The sequence below is a fragment of the Streptomyces kebangsaanensis genome (genome assembly GCF_001906585.1).
In the GTDB taxonomy this organism is placed as follows: Bacteria; Actinomycetota; Actinomycetes; order Streptomycetales; family Streptomycetaceae; genus Streptomyces; species Streptomyces kebangsaanensis.
In genome coordinates this window covers 147,578-162,732 of sequence record NZ_JUJA01000045.1, presented here as the reverse complement: position 1 = coordinate 162,732, position 15,155 = coordinate 147,578, and the positions used below count along the sequence as shown (strand labels likewise).

The following is a 15,155-nucleotide window of genomic DNA, read 5'->3' as shown; positions in this document are numbered from 1 at the left end:
CCGCCGTGCTGCCGCTGTGCGCCCTCGCGGTCGAGCCGCCGGAGCACGTCCGGGTACGGTTGCGCAGGTTCGCCGACCTGATCGAGTCCCTCGGGGTGATCGGGCTCTTCCCGCTCGCCGTCGGGGTGTTCGGCATCTACGGGCAGCTGCTCGACAAGTTCTGAGGCTCGACGGACGAGGCGCGCCGCTCCGGGCGGGACGACGAGGCAGGCAGGAGAGAAGGGGACATGCCGAGCGGGGACAACTGGCAGAGCGACGTGCTGCGCGACCTGAGAGGCGGCACGCCCCGGCAGGCACCGCGGGGGGACGTACGCCCGGCGCGGGGACCGGCACAGGAACCGGCGCGGGTGCAGGCGGAGGTGCAGGCGGAGATGCAGACGGAGGTGCGGACGGAGGTGCGGGCGGAGGCACAGACACCGGCGCACGGGCACCCGCAACCCCCCGCGCCCGCCCAGCCGCCCCAGGCTCCGCACCCCGCCTCCCGGCCCACCCCGCGGCCCACCACCGCGCACCCCGCCCCCCGCGCCCGCCGCGCCACCCCCGAATCCCGCCCCGTGGTCGACAAGCGGCTGGTCGCGGCCGACACCGGGCCCCGCCGCGGCGAGCCCTTCGCCGCCCGGGCGCTGCGCGCCGTCCGCCGTACCGTGTCCGCCTCCGCCGCGCGCGAGGTCGCCGAGACCACCGCCACCGCCGAAGTGCTGCAGCAGGCGGTCACCACCGGCCGTCAGATCGCCGTGACCTCCATCCGCGGCGGCTCCGGCAAGACCACGGTCACCGCGCTGCTCGGCACCGCCTACGCGCACTACCGCCAGGACCCGGTGCTCGTCGTCGAGGCGGACCCGGCGCTCGGCTCGCTGCCCCTCCGGCTCGGCGCGGAGAGCCTGCGCTGGACCACCGGCGACCTCGCCGAGGTCGTCGAACCGCAGATGTCCCTGCTCGACGTCACCGGCTACCTCGTCCAACTGCCCGACAACGCCTGGCTGCTGCCCGGCAGCCAGGGCCAGGTCGGGGCGATGCTCGACACCAGGAGCTACGAGCAGGTCATGGTGTCGCTGCGCCGCTACTTCGGGGTCACCGTCGTCGACTGCGAGACCCTGCCCGCCGAGGTCGCCCGCACCGCGCTGTCCGCCGCCCAGGCCCGGGTGCTCACCGTGCCCGCGACACTGGAGGGTGTCGCCAGCACCCACGCCGTACTGGAGTGGATGCGCGCCCTGCCCCGGGACATCACCGCCTCCACCGTCGTCGTGCTCACCGAGACCGCGCCGCACACCGGACTCGACCTCGACAAGGCCGCGGAGCGGCTGAAGACGACCGGCGCGAGCGTCCGCGTCCTGCCGTACGACCGGCATCTGGCGGCCGGCGGCCCGATCCGCACCGACCTGCTCGCCCGGCCCACCCGGCAGGCCGCGACGAGCCTCGCCGCCGAGGTCTTCCAGCTCTCCCAGAAACGCCGCTGACACCCCCATGGACGGAAAGGGAAACCCGAGGACGAGGCACGCACGATGAGCACCCGACTGATCCACCGGCCGGCCCGGACCACCCGGCCGCCGGCCGCCCCCGAGCCGCGCACCATCGAGGCGCCGCCCAACCTGCCCGAGGGCAAGGCCGGTTCGATCGCCACCTCGCTGCTGCCCGTCGCCGGGGTGATGTCGTCCGTCGTGATGATGACGGTCATCCGCAACACCCAGTTCGCGGGACTGGGCGCGATCATCCTCGTGGTGACCCTGGCCGGCTCCCTCGCCCTGCTGTTCTCCCAGCGCGGCAAGGCCCAGCGCACCCGCCGCACCCAGCGCGAGGCCTACCTCGCCTACCTGGAGGACCTGCGGGAGGAGCTGTCCCGGGAGGAGCGCGAGCGGCGCGAGCGGGCCCAGGTGCTCAACCCGCCGCCGGACGCCCTGTACGACATCGTGCGCGACCCCGCCCGGCTGTGGGAGCGGCGCAGGCTCGACGCGGACTTCCTGCGGGTGCGGGTCGGCACCGGAGAGATGCCGGTACGGGACCTGAAGGTGGGCCGGCAGGGCTCCTCCGTGCTCACCCCGCCCGACGAGTTCATGCTGAACGAGGCCTCCGCGCTGATGGCCCGCTTCAGCACCGGCACCGAACTGCCGCTCACCGTCCCGCTCGACCGCGTCGGCAACATCAGCGTCATCGGCCGCCGCGAGGACACCCTCCGCGTCGCCCGTGCCCTGATGGTGCAGACCGCCGCCACCCACGCCCCCGACGACGTGGCCGTCGCGCTCGCGGCCCCCGGCGACCGGATCGCCGACTGGGAGTGGGCCAAGTGGCTGCCGCACCTGCTCGACACCGAGCAGTTCGACGGCCCCGTCGCCGCTCGCTGCATTGCCCCTTCCCTGCCCCAGCTGGCCCGGCAGATCGGCCCCGAACTGCGCCGCCGCGCCTCCTACGCCGCCGAGGTGCGCCGCGGCCTGTCCGGCAGGGACGCCCTCGCCCTGACCTCCCGGCTGCTCGTCGTCGCCGACGGACACGGGGACGACGCCGTCGAACTGCCCACCCCGGACGACGCGTTGAGCCTGCGCGACCTGGGCGTCACCGTGCTGCACCTGCTCGACGAACGGGTCCAGGAGCCCGGCAGCGTGGGCGTGCGCATCACCGTCGACGGCGAACGGGTCGACATCGAGGACCTGCGCGAGGCGGAGCCGGTCGGCGCCCACGGCACGGTCGACGAGGCCGGGATCCCCTTCGCCGAGGGCCTGGCCCGGATGCTCGCCCCGCTGCGGCTCTCCGCCGACTCCACGGGCGCCGCCGACGCCCCGCTGGCCGGCCCGGTCGACTTCGCCGGCCTGCTCGGCATCGACGACGTGGCCCGCCCCGACCTGGACCGGCTCTGGGCACCGCGCGGCGAACGCGCCTTCCTGCGCGTGCCCATCGGCGTCAGCGACTCCCGCGAACCGGTCCTGCTCGACCTCAAGGAGTCCTCCGAACTCGGCATGGGCCCGCACGGCCTGTGCGTCGGCGCCACCGGCTCCGGCAAGTCCGAACTGCTGCGCACCCTGGTCCTCGCCCTGGTCGCCACCCACCCGCCGGAGGACCTCGCCCTGGTCCTCGTCGACTACAAGGGCGGCGCCACCTTCGCCCCGTTCGCCGGCCTGCCGCACGTCGCCGGCGTGATCACCAACCTGGAGAACCAGGCCGGCCTCGTCGAACGCGTCCACGCCTCGCTCGCCGGCGAGGTCAAGCGCCGCCAGCAGGTGCTCAAGGACGCGGGCAACGTCGCCGACATCGGCCACTACGCAGCGCTGCGCGCGGAGCGGCGCCCCGACCTCGAACCGCTGCCGCACCTGTTCGTGGTCATCGACGAGTTCGGCGAACTCCTCACCGCCAAGCCGGACTTCATCGACCTGTTCCTGTCGATCGGCCGCATCGGCCGCTCCATCGGCGTGCACCTGCTGCTGTCCAGCCAGCGCATCGAGGGCGGCAGGCTGAAGGGCCTGGACACCTACCTGTCGTACCGGCTCGGCCTGCGCACCTTCTCCGCCGACGAGTCCCGCACGGTGCTGGACACCACCGACGCCTTCCACCTGCCCCCGCTGCCCGGCTTCGGCTACCTCAAGGTCGACACCAGCCACTACGAGCGTTTCAAGGCCGGCTACGTCTCCGGCGCCTACCGCGGCCCGGTGCGGCAGGAGACCGAGGAGACCGGACCGCTCGCCCTGGAGTACGAGGCGTACAACACCCTCGGCCAGGAGGAGGCCGCGGGCCCCGAGGAGCCTCAGGCGCGGCGCCGGGAGACCGGGCCGACCGAGATGGGCGTCCTCGTCGAGCGGATCGAGAGCGCCGGCGCCCGGACCGTACGCCGGATCTGGCTGCCCCCGCTGCCCGAGGCCGTCGCCCTCGACAAGGTCGCCGGCCCCGTCGAGGTGGGCGCGCACGGCACGCGGCTGGCGGGGCGCCGCGGCCCGCTCCGGGTTCCGCTGGGCATCCTCGACGACCCGACCCGGCAGTGGCAGGGCAAGTGGTACCTGGACCTCACGGTCGCCGGCGGCCACGCGGCCGTCATCGGCGGCCCCCAGTCCGGCAAGACCACCCTGCTGCGCACCCTCGCCCTGTCCCTGGCCCTGACGCACACCCCGCAGGAGGTCGGCGTCTACGGCCTGGACCTGGTCGGCGGCGGCCTGCAGGCCCTCGCCGGGCTGCCGCACGTCGGCGGGATCGCCGGCCGCGCCGACCGCGAGCGCGCGGCCCGCACCGTCGACTCCGTGCGCGACATGCTCGACCAGCGCGAGGAGCTGTTCCGCGTCCACAACATCGACTCCCTGGAACAGCTGCGCACCCTGCGCGCCGCGGGCCGGCTGCCCGAGCTGGCCTCCACGGAGATCGTGCTGCTCATCGACGGCTTCGGCGCGCTGCGCGACGACTTCGAGGAACTGGACGACGCGGTCGTCGACATCCTCAAGCGCGGCAGCGGCTACGGCATCCACGTCGTGGCCGGCATGCTGCGCTGGAACGACGTGCGCATCGCCACCCAGTCCCAGTTCGGCACCCGCGTCGAACTGCGGCTGAACGACCCCGGCGAGTCCAGCATCGACCGCAAGCTCGCCGAGACCCTCTCCCCGGAGGAGAAGGGCCGCGTCCTCACCGACGGCAAGCTGTTCGCGCAGGTCGCCCTGCCCCGCACCGACGGCCTCGCCGACACCGCCGACCTCGGCGCGGTCCTGGAGCGCACGGCCCGTACCGTCCGCGCCACCTGGACCGGCGAGGTCGCCCAGCCGGTACGGGTGCTGCCGCACCTCCTGGAGCCGCGGCTGCTGCCCGGCCCGACGGCCGAGCCGCGCCGGGTGCCCATCGGCCTGGACCAGACCAGGCTGGCGCCGGTCCTGCTCGACCTGTTCGAACACGACCAGCACCTGCTGATCATGGGCGACAGCGAGTGCGGCAAGACCAACCTGCTCAAGGCGGTCGCCGAGGGCCTGATCGAGCGGTACGGCGACGACGAGCTGGTCTTCGGCATCATGGACCCGAGGCGCGGGCTGCGCGGCGCCGTCCCCGAGGAGTACCGCGGCGGCTACGCCTACAACGCCAGACTGTGCGGGGCCCTGGCCGCCGGCATCGCCGGCGAACTGGAGAAGCGGCTGCCGGACGAGACCGCCGACCCCGCCGACCTGGAACCCGGCAGCTGGGGCTCGGGCCCGCGCATCGTGATCCTCGTCGACGACTACGACGTGCTGACCACCGCGGGCCAGCAGCCGCTCGCGCCCTTCGTGCCGTACATCCCCTCCGCCGTCGACATCGGTCTGCACTTCGTCCTCACCCGCCGGGTCGCGGGCGCCTCGCGCGGCCTGTACGAGCCGCTGCTGCAGGGCCTGCGCGAGTCCGGCGCCTCGGCGCTGGTGATGTCCGGAGACCGCAGCGAGGGCCAGCTCTTCCCCGGCGTGTACCCCAGCCACCAGCCGCCCGGGCGCGGCGTGCTGGTCCGCAGGGGAGAGCCCAGCCGGCTGATCCAGACCGTCCACGCCAGGAGCAGGTGAACCACCCATGACCAAGGACGTCATCGCCCTGACCCAGAGGATGCCCGACCCGCTGAGCGTGCTCGCGGGCCTGCTCTCCGGCGGCCCCGACAAGCTGGTGGGCGCGGAGGGCGACGGCGCGGTGGTGCGGCTCTGCGACGAGCGGGGGCGCCCCCTGGTCTCCATCGAGGCGCCGCTGCTCGTGCAGGTCAGGGGCGAGGCGCGGCGGCTGCTCGGGGCGAGCGAGCCGGACGTGCCGTACTGGTGGACCGAGGCCCGCGCCACCACCGGCGTCCAGGAGGGCGAGGAACTCGCCGGCACCTTCGCGGCCCGGCTCGCCACGCTGGTCGGCGGCACCGCCTGGCCCCCGGAGGCCGCGCGGTCGCTGGCCGTGGTGCGGACGGACGGGGTGAGCGCCGTGCCCGCGCCGGCCGCCGCACAGCCCGCCGTGGACGTGCTCACCGACAAGGCCGCCGTCGTCATCCAGGACCGCCCCGTGGTCGCGATGACCGCCTGGCTCGCGGACGCCTTCCGGGCGGCGGCGAACGCCGGACTCGGCCTGCAGATCGTCACACCGGCCGGCACCCGCCTCTCCCCGGCGGTGCGCGCCAACCTGCCGGGCTGGCCCTCGCGGTGGGTCGTGCAGGACGGGAAGGACGGCTACTACGACGGCCTGTCCGGGGCCGTACTGGAGTGGAACGACGGCCTGTTCGCGGCCGTCCAGTCGCCCGAGGCCACCCCCGACGACCCGCGCACCCCGGTCGCCGAGTCCTTCACCCGGGACCTCGCGGACACGGGCGAACGCCAGCTCGCCGTCTCCTACCGCGCCGTCCACCCCGCCGACGAACGCCTGGTCCTCGGCGGTGCCCTGGAGGCCGTGTGGCGCGAGATCACCGGCGAGCCGCCGGCCGGCTGGGGCACGGAGGAGCCCGTCAACCTGCCCTGGTCGCCGCGCCGGCTCACGGACGTGGCCCACGAGCGGGCGCCCGAGCCGACCTGGCTGGTGGTCGTCGGCAGCCCGGAGCGCCCGGGGCTGGCCACGGTCCGTGTCTCCCGCACGAAGGGCGGCGTGGAGGAGGACGTCACGCTGGCGTTCGGCTACGGCCCCGGGGAGGAGGTGCCGGCGGACGCGGTGCCCCGGGCCGCGGAGATCCTCGCCACCCGGCACGACCTGCAGTCCATGCTGGTGCAGATCCGCAAGGCCCGCCGCGACCTGTCGGTGCCGCCGCGCTTCGAGGGCCCGGGCGTCCCGTACGCCTTCGTGCTCGGCGCCGAGGAGGTCCGCGCCCTGCCCGGCGACCGCGCCCGGCGCACCCCGCTCGCGCGGCCGCCGCGCGAACTGGGCCCGCGGACCCGCCCGGCGCTGTACTACGCCTTCCCCGGCGACCCGTCCGACCTGTCGGGCTGGCAGCACTTCGAACAGCTGGTACGACACCTCAAGGGCGACGAGCCCGCCTGAGACGCCCCGCAGCGGACCGGGGGGCCGCCCGCGGTCGCCCGCGGACAGCCCCCGGCACCGGTCGCCGGGAGCGCCGCCCTCAGCGCGCCCGCGCCGCCCCGTGCTCGGCGCCGCGGCCCGTCGGCTGCTCGCGTTCCCGGGCCGGTCGGGCCGTGTCCTGCCGGAAGGCCCACTTCATCCCGGGCTCCGTCACACACCGGAAGACCCGTCGCACCGGCCGTGTGCACAGCAGGGTGACAGCCGTCGCCGCGAGCAGGGTGACGAGGAGCACGCCGAGCGGGCGGTGCAGCCAGGCGTGGTCCAGCCAGCCCCGGTAGTCGGCGCCCTTGGTGAGGAAGCCGTGCAGCAGATAGCCGTACAGCGTGCCCGCGCCGAGAGCCGTGAACCAGGTTCGGCGGCCCGGCACCCAGGCGAGGAAGCAGGCGGTCAGCGCCAGCGAGCAGCCGAACAGGGCAAGGGTCATGACCGGACCGACCCACCAGGGCGCGCCCAGCTCCTGGGCGGAGTCACGGTGGTAGAACCAGGAGGCCTTCATCCGCGGCACCGCCCACCAGCTGACGAACAGCGCCGCCGCGGCCACCGGCAGCGACGCGATCCGCACCGAACGGCGGCGTACCAGCTGGAAGTGCTCGGGCTTCAGGCCCAGGCCCAGCACGAAGAACGGCAGGAACTGCAGGACCCGTTGCAGGTCCAGGTCGTCGCCGATGGCCGGGCTGACCGACGCCAGCACGGCGATGCCGAGCGCGAGCGGCAGCGGCCAACGGACCAGCCTCCACACGGGGGTGGTCAGCCGCCAGATGAACAGGGCGCACAGGAACCAGGTCAGGTACCACGGGTCGAGGAGGCTGATCTCCTGGTCCGGGGTGTGGTCGGCGAAGCGCTTGAAGAGGGAATAGGCGGTCTCGAAGACGACGTACGGCACGACGACGCCGGTGACCAGCCGTTTGAGCCGGTCGGGCCGGGCGTCGAAAGTACGGGAGAAGAAACCGGAGATGACGATGAACGCCGGCATGTGAAAGGCGTACACGAGCATGTAAAGGCCCTGAAGAACGCGGCTGTCGCCCTTCAGCGGCGCCCAGGCGTGCCCCACCGCCACCAGTACGATCGCCATGTACTTGGCGTTGTCGAAGAACGCGTCGCGCTGCTTGCCGGATCTTCCACCCGGTTCACCCGATTCACGCGGGCTCGGCACTCCCGGGGCCGGCGGCTGTGTCGGTGGGAGCGGAGTTCTGTTCTGGCCGGGGAACGAGGCAGCGTGGAACATCTCAGGCACCCTAGCGTTGGCCAGGGATTCCGTTAAACCCCCGACGTCATTCCTGGTTGTCCGCTGCGGATATCCCGGATTCGGCGAAGACCGCATGACCGTCGAGGGGATGGCCGACACGTCACGGGCACCGTTCGCACACACCGCGCCGCCCCCGAATGCCGGTATTCATACCGACGGTTCGGCGCACGAGAACGCGCCCGTGGCGCCGCCCCGCAACAATTTGAATTCCCTGCGAACGCGATGTGCGGGTATGGAAACGGCGTCTTTGAATTGCCGTACGGGACACGGTCGGAGGCGAGTTCGGGGAAGGGCGCCGATCCCGGGGTTCCCGGTGCGTGTGCCCCGGCCCCGGCCGATGTTGCGTCAGCCCCCGCATACGGGGGCCGTGTTGGTGGCACGATGGTTCCAGCGGGGCGCGCGGGACCGGTGTCCCCGGGCCGGGAGAGCGGACCGACCGAGGGTGTGATCAGTTGTGGCCATTTCACTGTCCGTGGTGCTGCTGTTGGCGATCATCCTGGTGGTGTTGCTCCGAGGAGGATCCATCAAGGCGGGGCCGGCCATCGTCGCCGTGCTCTTCGGCTTCTTCCTCGCCTCCACCGGCATGGCCCAGCCGATCAGCCGCTTCCTGGACTCGATAGCGCAGACGATCAACTCGATCAGCTTCTGACAGGCCGGGAACCGGCAAGCGTCGACCGGCACGGACCCGTCGGGGAGGGGCGGCATCCAAGGGGCACGCGGGGGCACGCGGACTGGTCGCGGCCTCCGGAAACGATCAGGGCCAGGTCGGAGGATCGGTCCTCCGACCTGGCCCTGAGCCACACAGAGCGGGCGACGGGAATCGAACCCGCGTAGCCAGTTTGGAAGACTGGGGCTCTACCATTGAGCTACGCCCGCGCACAGTGCGCGCCGCGAGTCTGCCGACCGCGGCACACCAGGCATCGTAGCGGGTCGTGGGGCGTTGCCGCACACCCCGGGGGTGCACGCCGGTCCCGTGCGCCGGTCATGTGCGTCCGCGAGCCGTCGGATACGAGCCGGTGCCCGCCCCCGTGACCCGTGTGCCCCCGGGTACGCCTCGGTGCCGGGGGAATGCTGCGGCCGCACTGCCTGCGGCCATGTACTCTACGTGTCGCACACCAGACGGGGTGTGGCGCAGCTTGGTAGCGCGTCCGCTTTGGGAGCGGAAGGCCGTGGGTTCAAATCCCGCCACCCCGACCATCCGCCGACCGCCGGTCGGCGTCACCGCGCGTGATCGCCTTTTGGGGCGCCCAGTGGCTGCGGTTACTATGCAAACTGCGCGCCCGTGTGTCCGGTCCTGCTGGGGCTGCGAACGCCTCCGGGCGGCGAAACATCCGCCGGAACCGTCCGGCCCCGGCAGAATCCAAGAAGTCAGCCACAAGGAGACCGAACCGTGAAGAGCGCCGTGGAGACCCTGAACCCGACCCGGGTTCGGCTCACTGTCGAGGTGCCCTTCGAGGAGCTCAAGGACAGCCTCGACGCGGCGTACAAGAAGATCAACCAGCAGGTCACGGTGAAGGGCTTCCGCAAGGGCAAGATCCCGGCCCGGGTCATCGACCAGCGGTTCGGCCGCGGTGCGGTTCTGGAGGAGGCCGTCAACGACGCGCTTCCGAAGTTCTACACCGACGCGGTCAACAAGGCCGAGCTGGACCCGCTGGGCCAGCCCGAGGTCGACATCACCGAGCTGAAGGACGGCGAGACGCTGAACTTCACCGCCGAGGTCGACGTCCGCCCGACCATCGAGATCCCGGACTACTCCGGCATCGAGGTCGAGGTCGACGCCGTCGAGGTGACCGACGAGGACGTCGAGAAGGCGGTCGAGCAGCTGCGCGAGCGCTTCGCCTCCACGACCCCGGTCGAGCGCGCCGCCGAGGACGGCGACGTGGTGACCATCGACCTGGAGGCCAAGGTCGACGGCGAGGTCCTGGAGGACGGCATCGCCAACGGCGTCTCCTACACCATCGGCTCCGGTGAGCTGCTGGACGGCATCGACGACGCCGTGAAGGGCCTGGAGGCCGGTGGCGAGGCCACCTTCACCTCCGAGCTCAAGGGCGGCTCGGCGGCCGGCCGGGAGGCCGAGGTCACCGTCAAGGTCACCCAGGTCGCCGCCCGGGAGCTGCCCGAGCTGGACGACGACTTCGCGCAGCTCGCCTCCGAGTTCGACACGCTCGAGGAGCTGCGGGCCGACAGCCGCAAGCGCCTGGAGAACATGAAGCAGTTCGACCAGGCCACGCAGGCCCAGGAGCGCGTCCTGGACAAGCTGCTCGAGCTGGTCGAGGTCCCCGTCCCCGAGAAGCTGCTCGAGGACGAGATCAACACCCGCAAGCACAACCTCGAGCACCACCAGCTCGGTCAGATGGGCCTCACCCTCGACAAGTACCTGGAGATCCAGGGCAAGACCGCCGAGGAGTTCGACACCGAGACCCGCGAGGCCGCGGTCAAGGGCATCAAGACCCAGTTCGTGCTCGACGAGCTCGTCAACAAGGAGAAGCTGGGCGTCAACCAGGAGGAGCTCACCGAGCACCTCATGCGCCGCGCCGCCTCCTCCGGCATGTCCCCCGACCAGTTCGCGCAGGCCGTCGTCCAGCAGAACCAGGTTCCGATGCTGGTCGGCGAGGTCGCCCGCGGCAAGGCCCTGGCCGTCGTGGTCGAGGCCGCGACCGTGAAGGACACCAACGGCGAGATCGTCGACCTGGACGACGAGGACGAGGACGAGACCGCCGAGACGGCGGAGACCGCCGAGGCTCCCGCCGAGAACAAGGGCGAGGGCGAGGAGAAGGCCGAGGCCTGAGCCGTACGGCACCTCTCATGCGCATAGGACGGGCCCCGGGTACGTTGTGACCTGGGGCCCGTTCGTCTACCCCGAGGGGTGCGGAGCCGCGGGCGCCACGGCGTACGCCCCCGGCGAACACCCACGGAACCGGGATGGCACCGCGGGGCCTGCGCGTTAGGGTCCTTGAATACGAGGGCAGGGGAGTCCCCGAACACCGCCGGACGGCCCCATCGCCCCGGCAGAACACGTGAGACGGCCCCGTGCCGTCGTAAGACGAGCAGGTGGATACGTGACGAATCTGATGCCCTCCGCCGCCGGCGAGCCTTCCATCGGTGGTGGCCTCGGCGACCAGGTCTACAACCGGCTGCTCAACGAGCGGATCATCTTCCTCGGCCAGCCGGTCGACGACGACATCGCGAACAAGATCACCGCACAGCTGCTGCTCCTTGCCGCCGACCCGGACAAGGACATCTACCTCTACATCAACAGCCCGGGCGGTTCGATCACGGCCGGCATGGCGATCTACGACACCATGCAGTACATCAAGAACGACGTGGTGACCATCGCCATGGGCCTCGCGGCCTCGATGGGCCAGTTCCTGCTCAGCGCCGGCACCCGCGGCAAGCGCTTCGCGCTGCCCAACGCCGAGATCCTGATCCACCAGCCCTCCGCCGGCCTGGCGGGCTCGGCCTCGGACATCAAGATCCACGCCGAGCGGCTGCTGCACACCAAGAAGCGCATGGCGGAGCTCACCTCCTTCCACACCGGCCAGACGGTCGAGCAGATCACCCGCGACTCCGACCGCGACCGCTGGTTCGACGCCCACGAGGCCAAGGAGTACGGCCTCATCGACGACGTGATCACCTCGGCCGCCGGCATGCCGGGCGGTGGCGGCACCGGGGCCTGAGCCGCCCACGGGGGTCGCACGCCCCCCTGAGCCGCTCCCGCGGAGTCCCCGGCCCCCGGGCCCCCGGGAGACGTCCGAGACGTCCGTGGCCTCCGTGAAGCCCAGCCAGCCCCCAGCCGACCGCCCAGCCCCCTTCCAGGAGAACACCGTGAACGACTTCCCCGGCAGCGGCCTCTACGACCGTGCGCGCGCCGAGTACACCGGCCCCACGGCCGAGTCCCGCTACGTCATCCCGCGCTTCGTGGAGCGCACCTCCCAGGGCGTCCGCGAGTACGACCCGTACGCGAAGCTCTTCGAGGAGCGCGTGATCTTCCTCGGCGTCCAGATCGACGACGCCTCCGCCAACGACGTCATGGCGCAGCTGCTGTGCCTGGAGTCGATGGACCCCGACCGGGACATCTCGGTCTACATCAACAGCCCCGGCGGCTCCTTCACGGCGCTGACGGCCATCTACGACACGATGCAGTTCGTGAAGCCCGACATCCAGACGGTCTGCATGGGCCAGGCGGCTTCCGCCGCCGCCGTCCTGCTGGCCGCCGGAACGCCGGGCAAGCGCATGGCGCTGCCGAACGCCCGCGTGCTGATCCACCAGCCGTACAGCGAGACCGGCCGCGGCCAGGTCTCCGACCTGGAAATCGCCGCCAACGAGATCCTGCGGATGCGCTCGCAGCTGGAGGAGATGCTGGCCAAGCACTCCACCCAGCCGATCGAGAAGATCCGCGAGGACATCGAGCGCGACAAGATCCTCACGGCCGAGGAGGCGCTGTCCTACGGGCTGATCGACCAGATCATTTCCACCCGGAAGATGAACAACGCTTCCGTCCGCTGAGGCGAAGGCAGTAACGTCTGCCGCTCTTTGGCACGGTTCACGTCAAAGTGAACCGTGCCAAGGGGGGCCCGAACGGGGGGCCCGGCAAGGTACCGTCGACATAAGGCAGCACCAGGAGCCGCTGGACTCAACGCGTCCAGTCGTCTCCCAGGCGAAGGGGAAGCACACCGTGGCACGCATCGGTGACGGCGGCGATCTGCTCAAGTGCTCGTTCTGCGGCAAGAGCCAGAAGCAGGTCAAGAAGCTCATCGCAGGGCCCGGTGTGTACATCTGCGACGAGTGCATCGACCTCTGCAACGAGATCATCGAGGAGGAACTCGCCGAGAGCAGCGAGGTGCGCTGGGAGGAGCTTCCCAAGCCCCGCGAGATCTACGAGTTCCTGGACGGGTACGTCGTCGGCCAGGAGGCCGCCAAGAAGGCCCTGTCCGTCGCGGTGTACAACCACTACAAGCGCGTCCAGGCCGGCGAGAACGGCGGCGGTCAGAGCCGCGAGGACGCCATCGAGCTCGCCAAGTCCAACATCCTCCTGCTGGGGCCCACGGGCTCCGGCAAGACCCTGCTGGCCCAGACGCTGGCCCGCATGCTGAACGTCCCGTTCGCCATCGCCGACGCCACGGCGCTGACCGAGGCGGGGTACGTGGGCGAGGACGTCGAGAACATCCTGCTGAAGCTGATCCAGGCGGCCGACTACGACGTCAAGAAGGCCGAGACCGGGATCATCTACATCGACGAGATCGACAAAGTCGCGCGGAAGAGTGAAAACCCCTCCATCACGCGCGACGTGTCCGGCGAGGGCGTCCAGCAGGCCCTGCTGAAGATCCTCGAGGGCACCACGGCCTCCGTCCCGCCCCAGGGCGGCCGCAAACACCCGCACCAGGAGTTCATCCAGATCGACACGACGAACGTCCTGTTCATCGTGGGCGGCGCCTTCGCGGGCCTGGAGAAGATCATCGAGGGGCGCGCGGGTGCCAAGGGCATCGGCTTCGGCGCGACGATCCGTTCCAAGCGGGAGCTGGAGGACAAGGACCAGTTCGAGGACGTCATGCCCGAGGACCTGGTCAAGTTCGGCATGATCCCGGAGTTCATCGGCCGTCTGCCGGTGATCACCTCCGTCCACAACCTGGACCGCGAGGCGCTGCTCAAGATCCTGGTCGAGCCGCGCAACGCCCTGGTCAAGCAGTACCAGCGCCTGTTCGAACTCGACGGCGTGGAACTCGACTTCGAGCGCGAGGCCCTGGAGGCCATCGCCGACCAGGCCATCCTCCGCCAGACCGGCGCCCGCGGCCTGCGCGCCATCATGGAGGAGGTCCTGATGTCGGTGATGTACGAGGTGCCGTCGCGCAAGGACGTGGCGAGGGTCGTCATCACCGCCGACGTCGTCCATTCCAACGTCAACCCGACCCTGATCCCGAGGGACGCCCGCGGCCGTGGCCCGGGCGAGCAGAAGACGGCGTAACGCCGCGGCACGGACGACGGACAGGAAGGGCCCCGGTCGACTCGACCGGGGCCCTTCCCGCCGTGCGGGTGTGCGTCAGGCCTTGACGCGGACGTCCTTGCGGAACTTGGCGCTCAGTTCGGCCGCCTTCTGCAGGTCGGGGCTCTTGCCGGACAGGGCGTCGGCCATGTCCGCGTGGATGACGGCGCCGATCGTACTGTGGTCGCCCCAGATGCACACGGGCATACGGATCTCGCTCGGTCCTGCGGGGGTGCCGCTGTCCGACGAGTCGTCCTTGATCCTCATCTCCTGGCACTTGAGGACCGCACCGTCGAGACCGCTCGGCGTGTAGGCCTTCGGACTGCCGACGACCTCGCCCTCGCTGTCGCTCGTGGCGTTCTTCTCGACCTCGGCGAACATGGCGTCGACCACCTTCTCCGGGTCGTCGATCTCGCCGTACACGCCCATGAAGTTGATCACGCTCATGGCCAGCGGGTTGTTCTTGTCGCCCGCCTGGTAGTCGGCGTGCACGTCCTTGGCGTTCTTCACGCCGTGCTTCTCGGCGTTCTTGAGGTCGTCGTTGTCGAACCCGCCGCTGTCGACGTCGTCCGCCTTCTTGTACTGGCCGTCGACGACCGTCGCCGGCGTCGTCAGCCTGTGCGGGCCGTCGTCCGCCACCGAGCCGCCGCCGTCGCCCCCGCCGATCAGGAAGTACGCGCCCACCGCGATCGCCGTCACGACCGCCACCGCGCCGACGATCAGGGCCGCCGTCTTCCCCTTGCCGCCGCCCGGGGCCGGGGGGACGGCCCCGTACGGGGGCTGGCCGTACGGAGGCTGGCCGTACGGGGGCTGCTGGCCGTACGGGGGCTGCTGGCCGTAGGGACCCGGCTGGGGCGGGGCGCCCGGGGCGGGCTGCTGCGGGTAGCCGTAGCCGGGCTGCGGCTGGGGCGGAGGGGGCTGCTGGGGGTAGCCGTAGCCGGGCTGCGCGGGCGGCGCCTGCGGCGG

At 71.7% G+C, this 15,155-nt stretch carries 10 protein-coding genes, 2 tRNA genes and 1 pseudogene; 10 read left to right on the top strand and 3 right to left on the bottom strand.

Annotation, left to right across the window (positions count from 1 at the left end):
• The 4 genes and pseudogenes from RH94_RS42590 to RH94_RS06790 form a co-directional block, all read left to right on the top strand.
• Nucleotides 1-164: pseudogene (locus RH94_RS42590) on the top strand (type VII secretion integral membrane protein EccD); the annotation flags it as partial.
• Nucleotides 165-227: 63 nt separating this feature from the next.
• Nucleotides 228-1,457: a nucleotide-binding protein gene (locus tag RH94_RS06800; RefSeq protein WP_107428640.1), complete on the top strand. Its 1,230-nt coding sequence runs from the start codon at nucleotides 228-230 to the stop codon at nucleotides 1,455-1,457.
• A gap of 45 nt (nucleotides 1,458-1,502) precedes the next feature.
• The gene (gene eccCa / locus RH94_RS06795; RefSeq protein ID WP_073946725.1) at nucleotides 1,503-5,486 is read left to right on the top strand and encodes a type VII secretion protein EccCa; all 3,984 of its coding nucleotides are present in this window, start codon (nucleotides 1,503-1,505) and stop codon (nucleotides 5,484-5,486) included.
• 7 nt (nucleotides 5,487-5,493) lie between these two features.
• Nucleotides 5,494-6,924 carry a DUF6177 family protein gene (locus RH94_RS06790; RefSeq protein WP_073946724.1) on the top strand — a complete coding sequence of 477 codons (1,431 nt, stop codon included), beginning with the start codon at nucleotides 5,494-5,496 and terminating at the stop codon, nucleotides 6,922-6,924.
• Nucleotides 6,925-7,003: 79 nt separating this feature from the next.
• On the opposite strand, the gene RH94_RS06785 is transcribed toward RH94_RS06790, so the two are convergent.
• Nucleotides 7,004-8,116 carry an acyltransferase family protein gene (locus tag RH94_RS06785; protein WP_407697266.1) on the bottom strand — a complete coding sequence of 371 codons (1,113 nt, stop codon included), beginning with the start codon at nucleotides 8,114-8,116 and terminating at the stop codon, nucleotides 7,004-7,006.
• A gap of 547 nt (nucleotides 8,117-8,663) precedes the next feature.
• On the opposite strand from RH94_RS06785, the gene RH94_RS06780 reads away from it, so the two are divergent.
• The gene (locus RH94_RS06780) at nucleotides 8,664-8,858 is read left to right on the top strand and encodes a hypothetical protein (protein ID WP_073946722.1); all 195 of its coding nucleotides are present in this window, start codon (nucleotides 8,664-8,666) and stop codon (nucleotides 8,856-8,858) included.
• A 156-nt stretch (nucleotides 8,859-9,014) separates the two neighbouring features.
• Here RH94_RS06780 and RH94_RS06775 read toward each other — a convergent pair.
• Nucleotides 9,015-9,085: transfer RNA gene (locus tag RH94_RS06775), tRNA-Gly, on the bottom strand.
• A gap of 244 nt (nucleotides 9,086-9,329) precedes the next feature.
• Between RH94_RS06775 and RH94_RS06770 the strand changes: the two genes are divergently transcribed.
• From RH94_RS06770 to clpX, 5 genes are all read left to right on the top strand, one after another.
• Nucleotides 9,330-9,406, top strand: a tRNA-Pro gene (locus tag RH94_RS06770).
• 193 nt (nucleotides 9,407-9,599) lie between these two features.
• Complete coding sequence (gene tig / locus RH94_RS06765) at nucleotides 9,600-10,997, top strand: trigger factor (RefSeq protein ID WP_073946721.1); 1,398 nt, start codon at nucleotides 9,600-9,602, stop codon at nucleotides 10,995-10,997.
• A gap of 283 nt (nucleotides 10,998-11,280) precedes the next feature.
• On the top strand, nucleotides 11,281-11,886 hold the full coding sequence (locus RH94_RS06760) for an ATP-dependent Clp protease proteolytic subunit (protein ID WP_073946744.1): 606 nt from the start codon (nucleotides 11,281-11,283) through the stop codon (nucleotides 11,884-11,886).
• 148 nt (nucleotides 11,887-12,034) lie between these two features.
• On the top strand, nucleotides 12,035-12,715 hold the full coding sequence (locus RH94_RS06755; RefSeq protein ID WP_073946720.1) for an ATP-dependent Clp protease proteolytic subunit: 681 nt from the start codon (nucleotides 12,035-12,037) through the stop codon (nucleotides 12,713-12,715).
• A 169-nt stretch (nucleotides 12,716-12,884) separates the two neighbouring features.
• Nucleotides 12,885-14,171 (top strand): ATP-dependent Clp protease ATP-binding subunit ClpX, encoded by a 1,287-nt coding sequence (clpX, locus tag RH94_RS06750; protein ID WP_073946719.1) that lies wholly within the window; start codon nucleotides 12,885-12,887, stop codon nucleotides 14,169-14,171.
• 75 nt (nucleotides 14,172-14,246) lie between these two features.
• Here clpX and RH94_RS06745 read toward each other — a convergent pair.
• Nucleotides 14,247-15,155: hypothetical protein (locus RH94_RS06745; protein ID WP_234425580.1), on the bottom strand; the 909-nt coding region annotated here is incomplete at its 5' end.